This is a genomic window from Polycladomyces zharkentensis (genome assembly GCF_016938855.1).
In the GTDB taxonomy this organism is placed as follows: domain Bacteria; phylum Bacillota; class Bacilli; order Thermoactinomycetales; family JIR-001; genus Polycladomyces; species Polycladomyces zharkentensis.
This window is the reverse complement of the sequence record NZ_JAFHAP010000005.1, coordinates 41422-58102: the sequence shown is the minus strand read 5'-3', so window position 1 is coordinate 58102 and position 16681 is coordinate 41422. Positions and strand designations below refer to the sequence as shown.

14 protein-coding genes are annotated in these 16681 nt (G+C 49.7%); 7 read left to right on the top strand and 7 right to left on the bottom strand.

Annotated elements, in window-relative coordinates; all coding sequences use genetic code 11:
- Positions 1-87: 87 nt before the first annotated feature.
- From JQC72_RS04785 to JQC72_RS04770, 4 genes are read left to right on the top strand one after another with little or no spacing between them, the layout of a single operon-like run.
- The gene (locus tag JQC72_RS04785) at positions 88-2175 is read left to right on the top strand and encodes a hypothetical protein (RefSeq protein ID WP_205493350.1); all 2088 of its coding nucleotides are present in this window, start codon (positions 88-90) and stop codon (positions 2173-2175) included.
- Positions 2172-3041, top strand: coding sequence for an ABC transporter ATP-binding protein (locus JQC72_RS04780; RefSeq protein ID WP_205493348.1), 870 nt, complete (start codon positions 2172-2174; stop codon positions 3039-3041). Before JQC72_RS04785 ends, JQC72_RS04780 begins: the two co-directional genes overlap by 4 nt.
- Positions 3038-3679 (top strand): hypothetical protein, encoded by a 642-nt coding sequence (locus JQC72_RS04775; RefSeq protein ID WP_205493346.1) that lies wholly within the window; start codon positions 3038-3040, stop codon positions 3677-3679. The genes JQC72_RS04780 and JQC72_RS04775 overlap by 4 nt, the downstream gene beginning before the upstream one ends.
- Positions 3680-3737: 58 nt before the next feature.
- Entirely contained in the window at positions 3738-4028 is a 291-nt protein-coding gene (locus JQC72_RS04770; protein WP_205493344.1) for a hypothetical protein, read from the top strand.
- Between the two features lie 245 nt (positions 4029-4273).
- Here the strand turns inward: JQC72_RS04770 and JQC72_RS04765 are convergent, their stop codons facing one another.
- The 7 genes from JQC72_RS04765 to JQC72_RS04735 all read right to left on the bottom strand — a co-directional run bounded on the left by JQC72_RS04765 (position 4274) and on the right by JQC72_RS04735 (position 13295).
- The gene (locus JQC72_RS04765; protein WP_205493342.1) at positions 4274-5464 is read right to left on the bottom strand and encodes a DUF819 family protein; all 1191 of its coding nucleotides are present in this window, start codon (positions 5462-5464) and stop codon (positions 4274-4276) included.
- A 233-nt stretch (positions 5465-5697) separates the two neighbouring features.
- Complete coding sequence (locus JQC72_RS04760; RefSeq protein WP_205493340.1) at positions 5698-6456, bottom strand: class I SAM-dependent methyltransferase; 759 nt, start codon at positions 6454-6456, stop codon at positions 5698-5700.
- A 942-nt stretch (positions 6457-7398) separates the two neighbouring features.
- Positions 7399-8658 carry a PTS ascorbate transporter subunit IIC gene (gene ulaA, locus JQC72_RS04755; RefSeq protein WP_205493339.1) on the bottom strand — a complete coding sequence of 420 codons (1260 nt, stop codon included), beginning with the start codon at positions 8656-8658 and terminating at the stop codon, positions 7399-7401.
- Between the two features lie 40 nt (positions 8659-8698).
- Positions 8699-8962, bottom strand: a complete 264-nt coding sequence (locus JQC72_RS04750) for a PTS sugar transporter subunit IIB (RefSeq protein WP_205493338.1) — start codon at positions 8960-8962, stop codon at positions 8699-8701.
- A 4-nt stretch (positions 8963-8966) separates the two neighbouring features.
- On the bottom strand, positions 8967-11033 hold the full coding sequence (locus JQC72_RS04745) for a BglG family transcription antiterminator (protein WP_205493337.1): 2067 nt from the start codon (positions 11031-11033) through the stop codon (positions 8967-8969).
- 411 nt (positions 11034-11444) lie between these two features.
- Positions 11445-12848, bottom strand: coding sequence for an amino acid permease (locus JQC72_RS04740; protein ID WP_205493336.1), 1404 nt, complete (start codon positions 12846-12848; stop codon positions 11445-11447).
- 81 nt (positions 12849-12929) lie between these two features.
- The gene (locus JQC72_RS04735; RefSeq protein ID WP_205493335.1) at positions 12930-13295 is read right to left on the bottom strand and encodes a cupin domain-containing protein; all 366 of its coding nucleotides are present in this window, start codon (positions 13293-13295) and stop codon (positions 12930-12932) included.
- A gap of 135 nt (positions 13296-13430) precedes the next feature.
- On the opposite strand from JQC72_RS04735, the gene JQC72_RS16790 reads away from it, so the two are divergent.
- From JQC72_RS16790 to JQC72_RS04720, 3 genes are all read left to right on the top strand, one after another.
- Positions 13431-14066 carry a L,D-transpeptidase gene (locus JQC72_RS16790; RefSeq protein WP_419179837.1) on the top strand — a complete coding sequence of 212 codons (636 nt, stop codon included), beginning with the start codon at positions 13431-13433 and terminating at the stop codon, positions 14064-14066.
- The gene (locus JQC72_RS04725) at positions 14063-14959 is read left to right on the top strand and encodes a L,D-transpeptidase family protein (RefSeq protein WP_205493332.1); all 897 of its coding nucleotides are present in this window, start codon (positions 14063-14065) and stop codon (positions 14957-14959) included. Before JQC72_RS16790 ends, JQC72_RS04725 begins: the two co-directional genes overlap by 4 nt.
- Before the next feature lie 122 nt (positions 14960-15081).
- Entirely contained in the window at positions 15082-15846 is a 765-nt protein-coding gene (locus JQC72_RS04720) for an amidohydrolase family protein (protein ID WP_205493330.1), read from the top strand.
- The last annotated feature ends 835 nt before the right edge of the window (positions 15847-16681 follow it).

The window sequence follows — 16681 nt, the reverse complement described above, 5'->3', positions numbered from 1 at the left end:
GCAAAAATCCTTAACTCCTGGAAAGTAGAATGTCAACTTTTGCTGCGGAGTGTTTGGACATGGGTTTTTTTGATCGGGTCACTCATCATGGTGGCTATTCAATTTCAAGCCTATCTTGAGTTGAGTAATCCGGCAGGTTCGCTCAAATCTACCGCATTCATCATTCAGGGCGGTATTTTTGTCAGCATGGTTCTGGGGCTGACATTGGTGAAAAGGGAATCGGTATCATACTCGGAAGAGATGTTTTATGTGATCTCTCAAGCTTACTGGATGAAGATGATCGGAAAAGTATTGACTTTAATGGGCACTATCGTGTGCTTCACCGTTTTGTCACTATTCCTTTTGTACACACAGTACTACTGTTATGGGGTTCCCTTCTTTTTTTATGGAGTGGTGGTTCCCTATCTGTTTTTGTATTGGGTGGTACCCTTTTGGATTGCGGGATTAATCGGGATGACCGTGGGTTTGTTTGTAAAATCAAGGATTTATTTAATTTTTTTGGTAGGATTGTGGATCTGTTTAGGTCCCTTGAACCATGATATTCTGCAAAACTTCTTTTACTTGTTGCCTCATATTGATCCCATGCCTCTCCTTGATTTCTTCAACCTGGGACAAACAGATCCTTATGCAACTTTTGATCCGGTTTACGGATTGCAACTGGAAATCCATCGTTGGTTGCAAAAAGGATTGATCTTATTCACGGTAGGTTTTGCCCTTATCACCGTGATTCAACTGAAAAGCGCACGACGATTTTCAAAAGTGGGCTGGATCATCTTTCCCGTATACCTGTCGATATGCTTGCTTATAGGCTATTTCTTTATAATGAAAGAGGATCAAGTGGTCGTCACGGGAAACAGAAACAACTCCGTGATGGCTTACGACTGGAAATATTACCGCAATCACACGATGCGTTCATTCGTAAACAAAACTCCTTTTACCGTTTCTGAATACGATATCCGGATGAAAGTATTCCGAAATCTGTCCGTACAACTGAATATGAAAGTGATCCCACAGGCATCGGGGCGGGATCTGGTTTTCTCTCTGTACCATGACCTGAAGATCAAAAGTGTACAGATGAATGCCAAACCCCTTACCTTCCAACAAAAAGGGGATCAACTGGAGGTCCATTTCCCTGCAGTACTCCAACAAGGGGAACCGATCACACTTGCATTGGAATATGAAGGGACTTCCTCTCCGTACTTTTTTGCCAATGAACAAGCGATTATGCTGCCCAATTATTTTGTTTGGCTGCCGGTTCCCGGTTCATTTCAGGTGATGCGATACGATCAACAAACAGGTCTCCTTTTACGTGAAGGGTTATATCCCAACCACCCCATCCATTATCAACTGAATTATGAAGGACCCCAGCCTTTGTTTGTCAACCTCCCCAAGACAGGTCCATCAACGTGGCAAGGAAGTGTGCCAAACGGCATTACGTTAGCAGGAGGAAAGTATCTGACTGCCAAGACCGTGAACGGGATGCAGATCATTTATCCCCAATCGCTCTATCGAATCGAACGAGGGTTCACCAGCTTGGAGAAAAATGTATCTGAAGCAAACCGGTTGGTTACTTCCAGCCTAGGCATTCTACAACAGCATCCACCCAAATATCTGTTTTTGTTGACGATTCCGGAAGAAGGAGGAGATGTGATATCGAAATCCTGGGTTTTCCGTGATCATGAGATTTTGGGAATTGATCAGGATGTGAACAACAACCCTGATTTCGTGCATAACCAAACCTACATCATCAAATCCACGATTTCAGCATATCTGAAAAAGCAGTCAATCATCCACAAATCTCAGGAGATGAAGGATCTTTTTACCGATGCGTATTTGTATTGGTTGCAGTTGCAGGGAGTTTGTCCCGTCTTGGAAGAAAAGCCGGATCTGGTCCGCAAAATCCAAATCAACCGTGAATCCTTGGCTATGTTGAAAAATCAATTGGCCGCTGTTTCCAATCCGAAAGATCGGCAATTCATTCAGCGAGACATCACGAAATATAAGAATAAAATGGAGATGTATGAAGAAGTCAAGCGTTTTATCGACCATCAAAAAGGAAACCCGCACCGGTTGAATCAATTTTTCCGCAAATACTATCAACTCCTGAATCAACCGCAAGAGCTGACATGGGATGTAATTCGCTCTCGGATGAATGAGAAAGGTGATGAAAAATGAGCCTGCTGCAAATTCACGGCTTGGAAAAATCATACGGGAAACACCGCGCACTAAAAGGAATTGATCTGGAGATCGAACCGGGCACGTTTGGGTTGCTCGGCCCCAATGGTGCAGGAAAAACCACGCTGATGAGGATATTGACGACATTGATTCCTGCCTCCAAAGGACGAATCCGATTTGGAAACAAAGATTGGAGCAACCCGGAAAACATCCGCCCGCTTATCGGTTATTTGCCCCAAAAGTTTTCCTTGTATCAACAGATTCGGGTCCACCAAGCCCTCCTTCACATTGCGACCCTGAAAGGGGTAAGGGATAAAGAGCGTCAAGTTCGATCCGTATTGGAAAAAGTGAATTTGATGGATCAGAAGAACAAAAAAATAGGGGAGCTGTCCGGCGGAATGGTTCGCCGGCTAGGAATCGCCCAAGCGATCATCGGTGATCCCAAAATCATCGTAGTGGATGAACCGACCGCCGGGTTGGACCCGGAGGAACGCATTCGCTTTCGGAAGCTACTGCGTAATCTGGGGAAAGATTCGATCGTCATCATCTCTACACATATTGTGGAGGATATCGAATCGACCTGCCACAAAACGGCGGTGCTGTATCAGGGGAATGTGATTGCCAATGGAACGATTGATGAGATTGCGGCGAAAGCAAAAGGGAAAGTATGGGAATTTTCCCTTTCGCAAGAGGAATTTTACCGGTCGGCGGAGGAATGGGAAGTGATTTCCAGTCACAAAACCGATCAAATGTACCAATTGCGCGTTCTGTCGGATGAAGAGCCGCCGAATGCCCGTGAATGCACTCCGACATTGGAGGATGGCTATTTGTACTTGATGAAGAGTGAGAGAAGGAACGACCGATGAAAGGAAAAATCAGCATATTGTTCGATTGGAAATCCATGGGCATCCAAGCGTATATACCGATGATGGCGATGGTACTGCTGTTCCTATATACACTGACGGTAAAAGACGCTCTTCCTTTTATCATACCGGCTTTGGAGTATGTTACCCCGATTTTTTCGGCATGGTGGAGTATTTTTCTGTTTTATGACCTGTTGGAAGAGCCGGGAAGTGAAACGATTTTCACTTATCCTGTTTCCCGTTGGAAGCTGGGAGTTGTCCGGGTCGGGGTGTTTTTCCTTTTCTATGTGTTGCTCCTGGAAATATTGTTATTTGCGATAGAAAAATGGACTGCACCGGGAATTTGGGAACCTATGTCGGTACAGTTGATCGCAGAATCCTACTTCTTCTGCGGACTTGGCTTTTTGGCAATGGCCATGACCATGAACACCGGTTGGTCACTGATGTTCCCGATCGTTTATTCCAGCACACAAATTCTGACAAAAGGGGCTCTTTTGCCCGTGGTCAACATTTATGCTTTTAATCAGGAGCCATTGACTTGGGATGAGCTTCCAGCCGTTGTGTTCAAATCCGTCCTTTTGGGGACGGTTTTTATCGGTGGCGCTCAATACCTCATTCATCATATGAGGAGGTTTCATTGAGGCAGATCATTGAAATGCGGCGATTGACCATGATCGTGAAAAGGAGGAAGGGCACTGTTTGCCCGTTTACATGAAAAAAGGGATTCGCATTTTTCTGGTTACGCTATTCTATTTGCTATCTTTTCTTACTTTAGCCACCAGTTACCTTGCAAGCCTACATCAATATCCGGGTATGGTGGATGAGGATGGTGTTGCCGTTGCGGTTGGATTCTCCATCTTTACCCTGATCTTGTCCACAATCGGCTTCCTTTTCTACAGAAAGTCAAAACCTGTTTTGGTGATCTATATCATGTTCATCGTTTTAGCCGGGATCCGATTGGTTCAAGGACTTCCTTTCATACAAGGATGATACACACCCGCCGAGTCAGATCGGCGGGGCGTGAAAAGGCTGCGGTCACCGATTCCACATCCCGCTCCTCACTCGACGGGGAAATTCGGGCCTGCTCCCAAAATCACATGTGGTTCAAGCGGATCTGAGCAATCATGTGCATCATTTTCCCCTGAGGGAATTACCAGCCACAACCCGGCCCACTTTGTATCAGTCTCACCCGCCAATGTTCAGGGCGGGTTTTTCTGACCCTGTCAAAATTCCTCTCACAACAACGCCTGCAACAAGCGGGCCGTGGCAATTCCCACATAAGTTCCGATGGCGTAGCCCAACACGCCCAACAACACTCCCGGCGTCACCAGCCACGTCCATCGTTGGGAGACGGCCAGCGCCAGCGCGGTGGACGGACCGCCGACGGTTGCCTGGCTGGCGATGGACAGCGTTTCGATCTCGATCCGCGTCCATTTCCCGATCCCGAAAACGATCAGCGCATGCACGCCCACCAACACGGTCAGGAAGAGGAAGACAGTCGGCCCTTTGTTCACCAGAGTCGAAAGGATCGTTCCCGCCCCCATGGTGGCGAAGAAGAAATGAAGCATCAAATTGCCCAGTTCTTCTCCTCCACCCCAGCGGTTGATCGGCGTAAACCAGGACAACAGCAAAGCAAACGTCGTGTAGAAAATGACGGTGGGAATCTCGAATCCGACCCATTGGGCCACGATTGGCGTGATCCACTGGGAAACAGCGACCAACGTCAGTGCCACCGCCGTCAAATACGCCATCTCATGGATGGAAACGGTGGTCGGTCCGCCGCTCATGAAGCCGTTCGCTGCCGGTGCCGCATCAGTCCCCCTCCGATTGCGGATGGACGGATAAAAACGGGCCAACAAGGTGGGGATCACTGCCGTGGCCACCATCCACAGGTTGGTCATGATATTGTCCGCAGCGGCACCCGCGGCGTACAACGACCCGGATGTATGCACTGCCTGCCCAACGGCGGCATAGTTCACCCCACCGCCGATGTAGCTGGCCGCGAATTGCCCACCCAGTTTCCACATTTCCGGTCCGATCGCATCAGCCAACAACCACGCTCCGATCACCGTTCCCGCCAACGTACCGATCGCGGCCAGTACAAAGGCGATCAGGGCGGGCTTCCCCACTCCCCGTAATGCGCGAAGATCAGTGGACAGCAGGATGAAGACGATAGCCAACGGAACCCCGTAATCATACGCAAACGTGTAAAATGGATTGACCGGGCCGGAACCCGTCTCGATCGAAGGGGGAATCACGCCGATATTGGCCAATACAGCCCCACCGGTGATGACGAGAATCGCCGTTCCCAACCAGGAAAACCACCGGTAACGGCGGTCCAACCAAAAAGAGCCGGCAATCAACAGCGTAACGACGGCTCCCACTCCCAACGGACTGGTCACCAAGGCAGTCTCATGCGGATTCATCGGTTCCCCTCCTTTGAAGATTGACTTTTCATTTTATTTTATACAATAACATGTCATGACTGGATATAAAAATCCCCGCCGAACGGCCAAAACGGGGTGATGGATGAAAGAATGTTGAAGGGGACATACTCCATCCCGTCAAATCAATCACCTGAATCTTTTTCTCCATATGGGGGATTCCTCTTTTGAACCGACAAATGAACCAAACACTTCAACTGACGAGGCGCCTCAGTTTACCGTTTGACAGCGAGACAACACAGCTCCGCAAACTCTTGGACGATGGCGGCTTCCGGTCGGTCCTGAAACTCCCGTTCCAGTCTGTCCAACCCCTCTTGATATTCCCGATCATCGATCAACGTCAGAACGGAAATATCCCGATTGCGGGCATGTTGGACACATTCGGCCAACGGTTTGAGGACCATTTGATAGTGGACATACAGTTCCACCTGAAACCCCCTGGCGGAACATTCGGTATAAATCCGGTCTTTCGGCCAAAAGCGCTCCTCGTCCACCAACCGGGCGGAAGGAAAGTATTGATACACCCACCATCGCGCCATTTCTTGAACGGCAATGTTCCACATTTTGAACAGCCCGTTTTTCCTTAACACGCGAGTTACCTCATCCATTACCTCTTCCTTTCGGGTGAAATGATGAAACGCGTAATTGTTCACCACGACATCGAAACTTTCCGACTCATAAGGCATCTTTTCCGCCCATCCCCGAACCAGTTTCGCGTGGGGAACCCTTTTTTCGGCATGATTCAGCATCTCCTGCGAGGCATCCAACCCGTGCCAGTCAACAAGCTGGGAAGAAAACGCCTGTACTTGCTTCTCCAAATACAGTCCCGTCCCGCATGCCAGATCCAACACACGCCATCTCCGGTCCGGGTGTTGGTTCAGATACCGTTTCAAATCCTCATCGGGTTCGATTTGTTGCCGGTAGGGGTTTTGGTCATACCGATCGGCAATCCGGGCATAATCCGTCACTCTCATACGGCTCTCCCCTTTCATTGTTTGGTTGCTCAATCTCTGTCCCGGAGTTCCCCACACGGTTATCCCATTCTCTTGAAATTTACTTGAGCCGACTTTCAAACGATTGCTTCAGCCGTTGAATGGCCTCTTCGATCCATTCGCTTTTCCGACTCTTTTGAACGAGATTCTTTATCGGCCAAATTGTCACTTCCAATGTTCCACGTTCCCTTCCTTTCCTAAAATGCCAATGGGTAGAACCTGGATAAGACGATAGGTTCCTTCAAAGTAATCTGAAGCCCTTCCTCTCGACAGCACTGCTCGATTACTCTCTTCGCATGGTCAAAATGACAATTTGCCGGAACGTCTAATCCCGTGATCCGCAAGGAGATCCCTCCTGAATCCATCTCAAATCGACGACGGCAGATTGTTCGGTAGGGGTTTTGGTCATACCGATCGGCAATCCGGAACTCTCCCCTTATTTTCTGTTTCATGATGATATTTTTTGGTGTGATGACCCTATTTCCTCTCGCCATCAAAAAACCCCGCCGGACGGCGAAAGCGGGGTTCAGGGAGGTTGTCTCCTCGACATCCTCCCCCCATCCGTTATGCAGTGGATCGCTCTCCTTATTTCTTCTTTGACCCGTGACTTGCTCCACACGGATGAAATACCGGAGGCCTTCTCCTTCATCCGGTGTGGCAACCCACATCCATCCACGATGGCTTCGTCCAAGCCCGGTGATTTTCGTAACGAGTTTTCGCTCGCATAGTTGTTTTGTTTTTCTAACTTCTCGACTCGATAGTACCCAAATGATATCGGACGCGATAGGAACTAAGCCTCCCGCGTCCGACGCTCGCTTTCATCCCAATCCTGAAGGGCAGGGTTTTCCCGCTCGCTCTTCATAGGTCCAAAGCAACTTACTCCATGATAAAGACCCTTGCCATCAACGGAAGGGTCTACCGGTTTTAGAACAATCTCATGATAAAGCCGAGGATCAAGCCGACCACTCCGAAGTCAGAATCACCGAAGGTCGTCTTCTCAAAGCCAAGGGTCCCCAGAAGCGGCAACAGCAGAGCCGGAAGAAAACTGATCAGCAGGCCGTTGGCAAACGCTCCAAGTATCGCTCCACGCCTTCCGCCGGTCGCATTTCCAAACACACCCGCTGTCGCACCGGTAAAGAAATGCGGTACCAATCCGGGAACGATCACGGCAAGCCCGAACGCAGGCAGCAAAAACATGCTGATCAATCCGGCCAGAAAGCTCATGATGAAGCCGATGATCACCGCGTTGGGTGCAAAAGGAAAAACAGTCGGACAGTCGAGTGCCGGTTTGGCATTGGGCACAATCTGATCCGCAATCCCTTTAAACGCCGGTACAATCTCCGCAATCAGGATGCGAACACCGGCCAGAACGATATACACACCTGCAGCAAAAGTGATGGCCTGGATCAGCGAGTAAACGATAAAGTTGGTTCCACCCGAAAGCTGGCTTTCGATAAACGACTGACCGGCAAAGAACGCCACGATGACAAAGAGAATGGTCATGGTCAAAGATACAGCCACCGAAGTGTCGCGTAAAAAACTGAGTTGCTTCGGAACCTTGATGTTCTCCGTTGAATTTTCTTTATTGCCAAAATATTTTCCGATCGTTCCCGCGACAAAGTAACCGAGTGACCCGAAATGCCCCACCGCAAAGTCGTCGCTGTTGGTGATTTGTTTGACATAAGGTTGTAACAAAGCCGGAAACAGAACCATGCACAAACCCAATAATACAGAACCGATGATGACAAGATCGGCTCCTTTTAAACCGCCTGTCGACAGGATCACCCCGATCAGACAGGCCATAAACATCGTATGATGCCCGGTGAGAAAAATATACTTCAATCGTGTAAACCGGGCGAGCAAGATGTTGACGACCATCCCAAACACCATGATAAGGGCGGTTTCCATGCCAAATGAGTGCTGGGCCACCGCAACGATGGCCTCGTTATTGGGGATCACCCCGGAAAGGTGAAACGCTTTGTGAAACATTTTCCCGAAAATGTCCAGTGTACTGATAATCACGTTTGCCCCTGCGCCGATGATCACAAATCCCATGATGGTCTTCAGCGTACCGGCGATGATGTCGGCCACTCCCTTTTTCTGCAAGATTAGGCCGATCAGTGCAAATAGACCAACCAGAATGGCCGGGGTTCCCAAAATGTCTTTCATTATCAGGTCAAACATAAGGACATGCTCCCTTCTCCTCTGCTTCAAAAGCTTCACTTCATGAATATGGAGTGAGTTTCTCCTTTATTTCCCCTATATTCATGATGTTGTCCAAAGCGATGATGTTCCGTGTCCCATCGTCCAAGCCATGAATGATGTCTTTGGCCCCGATAAAAAGATCCGCCTTTTCCGTGCGCGCCGTCGCCAGATCCGTATGTTCGACGACGGCTTCTTTTCCGAGTTCGGCAAGCGCTTTTTTCACATTCAACTCCAAGATGAAACTGCTGCCCAGACCATTTCCGCATACAACCAAAATTTTCATTTTCTCATTCTCCTTTCGAATAATGATGGATCAATTTCATAACATCCGCTTTTTCTCCAGATCGGATCAGTTGATCAATGTTTTCTTCCCGTGACAACAGTTCCGTCAATTGGGCGAGTGCTCTCAAATGGGATTCATCATCGGTGGCGGCCAGTACGATAATAAGGTGAACCGGCTTATCTTCGCCAAACAGCACGCTTTTTTTCAAACGAAGGAGGCTCATGGACAACATGTTGACTCCTTCTTCCGGCCGGGCGTGAGGAATGGCGACTTTGGGCGTGATCACCACGTAAGGTCCGGTTTCTCGAATGGAGCGGATCATCGCCTCAACATAGGACGGCTCAATCGATCCATTCTCAAGAAGAGGTTTGGAGGCGAAACGGACAGCCTCTTGCCAGTTCTCTGCCTCGTCGGCCAATTGAACCGTTTCTTCGGTGATGAGTTGATCCAACACGGGTTTGTCTTTCTCCTTCCTCACCAATCTTTTTTTGTATTTGGTATTGAAATATCTGTGAAGCGCTTTCGCCAATCCTTCATCATCACGAATGTCGGCATACTGGCCGATCAATTCGATCAAGGCCGGAACATTGAGTTCCGTCTGTGAAATTCCGTACAGAACTTGCGTAACTTCTTTGCAAATCCGTTGTTTCTCATCCTCGTCAATCATTGGGTTCACAATAAATAACAGTGCCTCAGTTCTTACAAACACCGTGGAAAAAACGATGTCATAAGAAATGGAAGAACGGTAAAATTCCCTTACAGACAAGCTGTCCAGAAAAAGAATGTCAGGAAACATCTCTCTCAGTTCTTTTAAGAGCATTTGGGAGATGGCGATCCCTTTGGGGCAAACAACAACCGCTTTCGGCCGGGATGAGAGCTCCGTTCCCTGCCTTCTCAGCCAACTGCCGAAATGCATCGTCACATACGCACATTCATCATCGGACACCGGACGCCCCACCAGTTGGCAAAACGGCTTCATCGCCTTTTTGACCAGGTGATGAAGCTCCCCGTGTTCCTTCCGAATGAGATCCCGCAGAGGATTCTCCAATTCCAACCCAAATTTCACGCGAAAATAGGCTGGACGTAGATGTTGGAAAATTTGGCGGGCCAGTTTTTCTTTTTCCTGCAACACGACGCAGGCATGTTTCTCAAACTCTTCCACCATTCCAATCGATTGCCTCATCAGCCTCTGACTGTGAGCATCCGGCTCATGACCGGTATCGACGACATTGGTGACAAGCAGTTGAAGAGCAAAATAAGCCAATTCTGCGGAGTCTTCCTCCTCTTTCAACTGCAACGTTTGAGCGAGTTTCTTGATCTCCACATACTCCGGAGTGGAAATCACTTCGTGCCAATCACTCTCCGGCCTAACCAGCCTGTGTCCCATTCGGATGCGGATCATGGTGTAGACCATCTCGTAAGCCAGCTCTGCCAAACGTTCGTCTGTATACCGGACTCGCAACTGATGTTCAATTTGTTCCAGTTCTTGGCGAATCATGGCTACCCATTTTACATCCGTACCCAGCGCTTGACCCAGCAGCCATTCTCCATTCTCGTGGGCCAGGCTGGTTCGGACCAAAGACGCAAGCAAGCGCCTTTGGTCCCATTCCAATCCATCCAGTGTATAACCCTCTTTTCGGGTATAACGGAGGTCGATGCCGTATTCTCCGGCGAAGGCTTTGGCTTTTTTGACATCGTTTAGCGCCGTGTTGCGACTCACTTGGAGAGCGCTGCTAAAATGAAACAGGGACAAGTCTTCTTTTTTCGCGAGCAAAAGGAGCAATACGAATCTGACACGCTCTTCATCGGATAAAACATACATCTCCTCTGATTGGAAAGATCCCAATTCCTCTACTGTATGCAAAAGGGATTTCTCAATCACAAAACCGTGACGCCGATCGTACTCGATGAGTGGCAGGTTCTTTTCACTCAACCAATCGTTGATCTTCTCCAGATCATATTGAATCTGTCTGCGGGAAAGGGTGAGTTTCCGCTGCAGATCTCCAAACCTTACATCTGGTGAAGAAATGATTTCTTGCAATAACCGCAAACTTCTTTGATCCAACTGCATAGATTACCCCTTCCTCACGAACTATTATATGAAAGGTGATGGAAATTGAGAAAGCGTTTTCATCACAAATTGTACACATCCGTTTGCACAAGATTGGATTTTCGTTCAGCTTTTGCTGCTTCTCCTGCACTTGGATGCCGAAAAAATCCCTCTCCCTGTCGGGAGAGGGTGAGACTGCTGAACAAAATGTGTCCGAGGTAGTATCTGTTGGTCCTCTCGCTTTCCCGGATCGCTCCACCTGCGCCCTGCAAGGAAGCAGATCGCTCCGAACTGCAGGACGCTTCGCTTAAAGGAAAATGCCCGCGAATCAATTCCTTCACTTTCCGGTTCTTCGCTCAGGGCTTGGTCAGTCGCTCCCTTGGTAAACGTTGCGTCCTTATCGATTTACCTGATACGGAAACGGAGTTCCACTCATCGAACGGAGGCTTTCGTATCTCCAGTCTGAGCCGATTTGCCTTTTTGCGTCAATGCGTAGCCGATGCCCACCAGAATAAACCACACCGGGGCGACATACAAAGCCACGCGGGTATCCTTGTCAAACCCGAGCAGAACAACCACCAACACCAGGAACAACAAAGACAACACATTGGTCCAGGGCGCTCCCGGCATCCGGAACGAAACAGACGGAACGCGGCCTTCCCGTACCGCCTTGCGATACCGCATGTGGGCCACCAGAATCACACCCCACGTCCAAATCGCCCCCACTGTTGCCACGCTGGTCACATAAGTGAACACCCGCTCCGGCACCACATAGTTGAGCAGTACGCCGACGAGCAATACCAAGGCGGATACAGTCAATCCGTTGGCCGGTACCTTCTGTTTGCTCACACGGCTGAAGATGGAGGGCGCCTGCCTTTTTTGTGCCAGCGCATACAACATGCGGCCCGTGGAGAAAACGCCGCTGTTGCAGGAGGACAGGGCGGCCGTCAACACGACGAAATTGATGATGCCCGCAGCGGCGGGAATGCCGATTTTTTCAAAGGTCATGACGAACGGGCTTTGCTCGCTGTCCAACTGGTTCCAGGGATACAGCGACATGATGACAAGCAGCGCACCGACATAAAAGATCAAAATCCGCCACAACACTTTGTTGATCGCCGCCGGCAACGTTTTCTCCGGTTTTTCCGCTTCACCGGCAGTCACACCGATCAATTCCACACCGAGGTAGGCAAACATCACCATCTGCAATGCGAGCAACACACCTGTTATACCATGCGGGAAAAAGCCCTGATGGCTCCACAGGTTGGAAAATCCGACCGATTCTCCGGCATTGCCGAATCCCGTAAATATCATCAGCAAACCGGCACCGATCAGGGCCAAAATGGTGACCACCTTAATCATCGCAAACCAAAATTCAAACTCACCATATAAACGGACCGCGATCAAATTGGCCACATATACGCCGATCAATGCCACCAATGCAGGTATCCATTGGGGAACGGAAGGAAACCAGAATTGCACATACTTGCCCACTGCTGTAATTTCGGCCATGCCCGTGGCCACCCACATGAACCAATACGTCCATCCGGTGAAGAAACCGGCCCAGGGACCGATGAACTCTTCAGCGTATGTACTGAAAGAGCCGGAAACAGGCCGATACATCGCCAACTCGCCCAATGCCCGCATAATGTAGAAAATAACGATACCGCCGATCACATAAGCGAGCATCAAAGCCGGCCCCGCCGTTTGAATCGCTTTCGCCGATCCGAGAAACAGCCCGACTCCGATGGCACCACCCAGTGCAATCAGTTGAATGTGACGCTCCTTCAATCCCCGTTGCAAGTCTTCCTTGGATGCTTGCGATGCCTTTGCCATCATTTCACCTCTTTTCGAATAATTAAAACTAGTTTAATAATATACACCTACAACCATGCTACTCCGCATTTCGCGAGTGGGTCAAGCTTTTTCCGATTCGCGAGCGGGAACGATCACCCGATCTCCCTGTGCAAACGGTTGAGAGATCACGAGAAATTCCACCGGTTGCGTGGAACGGTTTTGCATCTGATGCGGTACTCCCGGCGGTACTTCGATTCCCTCCTGCGGATGCAATTCCGCCGTCTGCCCAGCGATCTCCATTGTAGCGACCCCGGACAGCACAAAGAAAAACTGGCGCGCCCGCGCATGATAATGCCTTGTTTCCTCCGTTCCCGGTGGCATCCGTTCTTGGATCACGCTCATCTCCGGTTGCTTGACCAAATGCCACCCGTCACACGCCTCACCCCACCGATAGTGCTCCACGTTCGCGCGGCTTCGTTTTCTCATGCACTCCCCCCTTATTTGTCTATACACCCTGAAAGCCAAACATAACACCGGTGAACATTTTTCCGGGAGTCTCCTCTTCCTCCGGTTCTGTTTCAGCCATTACAATGGTCGCTCGCCGTTCGCCCGACCAAGACGATGATTTTGTCGTTATCACCATCTGTCAGCAGCATTCCCCATTTTATAGAAATCTACATTTTCACACAAACACAAACACCGTCAGTTGATCCGCCAATTTTTTATCGGGTAGGAATGGGTCTTGCAACGTCTTGCCATGCTGATCAGCTTTTGGGTGGTGGAACGGGTCGTGCCGGGCGCCGGTGCCTCCGTGGATACCGCATCGCGGTCAACAAATCGACCAACCCCTTGACATTATACCAAAATGAAATGGTGGTGCGCTCCTATTCCGGCGCCACCGGACGGTCGCTCCGGCTGACGCCGGAAGGGATGTTTCCCATCGTCATGAAAGTGGTGAATCCCGGTTGGAAAGATGTCCCCGGCGGCGTACCGCCAAATCCGCTCGGGAAACGATGGCTTGATCTGAAATGTTCACCGGAGTGTCGTCCGCAAATGATGATTGAGAGATTTCGCAAAATCTCCTCTTTCTTCCTCTTCACGAGGATTCGGAATCTCTGTATGCTAGAAATAGAAACAAGCCACCCGCCAATGAGGCGGTTTCTTTTACGGGACGGGGGAGACAGAGAGAAGAGGAGGGAACGACAACGGTTCGCCATTGGAAATGGTGGTTCGTTCCACTTGTCGCGCTGGCCTTGATCTTCACGTTTACACTCACGAACGTTGGCGCGGCACCATCCGTCCATTACCAAATTGAAGTGGACAAGCAGACGAACAAACTGTATTTGTACAAAAACGGTGATCTCTACAAGGTATACCCTGTCGCAACCGGCCGAACCCAATCCCTGACGCCGGAAGGCACCTTCACCCTCGTTGTCAAGATTGTCAAACCGGGTTGGAAAAACATTCCCGGCGGCGATCCGAACAACCCGCTCGGTCCACGCTGGCTGGGCATCAGCGTCAACGGTGACAAAGGACGCACCTACGGCATTCACGGCACCAATCAGCCGGAATCCATCGGCACCCATGCATCGAGCGGATGTGTGCGGATGCGCAACGAGGACGTGATCCAGCTCTACGATATCGTACCGGAAGGCACACCCGTTTGGATTCACAACGGCCAACACACCGGCCGCTGGGAGGGTGATCCCTCTTACGGTGTCCAACCGGCTTCCGGCCAACTGAAAATCACCGTGGACAAAACCAACATCCGCACCGGACCTTCCACCGGCGCGTTTGTCATCACTCAGTTGGCCAAAAACACCGTTATTGAGAAAACCGGTGTGGTGCGGGACTGGTATCGCGTAAAACTGAGCAACGGCAAAACGGGATACGTCTACAGCGCCAACGTGGTCAATGTGGGCAATGATACTGGTACGGACACGATCCGGCCTGCAACCGGCCGCGTGCAAATCACGGCCAGCCGGGCCAACGTCCGATCGGCACCGTCTTTGTCCGCTCCCATCATCCAAAAAGCGGCAAACGGTACGGTGTTCACATTGACCGGGCAAGGCCGTGAATGGTACGAAATCCAATTGTCCAACGGATACAAAGCTTATCTCCATCAATCTGTCGCCAAAAAAGTGAACTGATCATTTTTTATCCACCTCCCTCGTTCCCGTTAAAACACGTGTCCGGGAATCGATCGCTGAACGATTCCCGGACTTATCATTCGCGTATCCTGTTCATTCTTTCAAAGGAGTTTTCTGAATCGATGATCATTTTTGACGCTCATTTTCATATCATCGACCCACGTTTTCCCCTGACGAAAAATCAAGGCTTTTTGCCCGATCCTTTCACTTGTGAGGATTACATCCAGAGGACCCGTCACCTTGGTCTGATCGGAGGGGCGGTCGTATCCGGTTCCTTTCAATCATTTGATCAAAGCTATTTGTCAGAAGCGCTGACAACCCTTGGTCCGAACTTTGTCGGTGTCACTCAACTGCCTGTCGATTATCCCGATGATAAAATCTTGCACCTACACCAAATCGGAGTCAGGGGAGTCCGATTCAACGTTCATCGCGGAAGATCAGTGCCATTGGACCGATTGGAGCATTTTGCCTCACACGTATATGAACTGGCCGGCTGGCACGTGGAACTGTATATCGATTCCCGGTTGTTGGCTGACCTCGCCCCAGTCTTGACCCGATTGCCCGCTGTCTCCATCGATCATCTGGGATTATCCCGTGAAGGTTTTCCCGCTTTGCTCTCTCTGGTGGAAAAAGGGGTGCGGGTCAAAGCGACAGGTTTCGGCAGAGTGAATTTGGATGTGAAAGAAGCGATTCGATCCATCACTGCGGTCAATCCCCATGCACTGATGTTCGGTACGGATCTACCCTCCACCAGAGCCGAAAGACCATTTCAGGATGCAGATATCAACCTCATCCGTGAGACCTTGGGAGAAACGCTGGCCGAGAAGGTGCTCTGGCGCAATGCCGTGGAATGGTATCGACCCTCCGGCATGACGGAGAATGAATGATCCTTTTTATCACTTGCTTTCTTTAATGACAAAATCGGACAGCAATCCAACATCAAATGAGGTTAACAAAAAAACGACTGTCTCCCTTCACCAATCCGAACAGGAATAACAGCCGTTCTTCAACACAACTGTTCCAGTTTCCCAAGAGCAGCGTGCAATGCCCTCCTTGATGGATTCTGACAGGAGAGCTGTAACGAAACAAGTCGCTTGATAGCTTGACGTCTTAGATATCCCCCGGGTTTTTTGGATACGGACTGCCCCGGATGAAGGCACAAAAAACGGGTACGCAACGATTTACCTGGAACCATCATGAATCGCTTCATATCCAGCCATGATCTCTTGACCATGACCAAACATTTCACAACTGATGATGATGGTTCGTTCGCTCGAAGCCGTACGATTGGTTGGGACCCCGCTGCAATCGGGTTGGTACTCGACTGCAACGCAGCCTTTTCCAAACGTAAGGCATTTTTCCTCCGACTGCATACAAAGCCATTGACAGACCTGCATGCGTCTTTGGATGACCATCTGCACTCTCGCTTGGTGGAGAGTAACAGATGAAACTGAGCTCAACCGTTGCGTACCCGCATCTTCATTATCACTCCGCGATTCAAGATTTATCCCTGCGACCGGAAGGAAATAACAGGAAAACGGAGATCTTGTTCGACTTCATCATTTTTTGTCTCTCAGTACACGGGGGACAGATCGCCGACAGATAACAAAAATGGCGACAAACCCTGCTCCCTTGGGGTTTTCATGGCATTTACAGCTTATTCCAATCCCGTTCAAAATGAACGGATTTCATGCATCTGTACACTTTTTCTGACGGTACCCC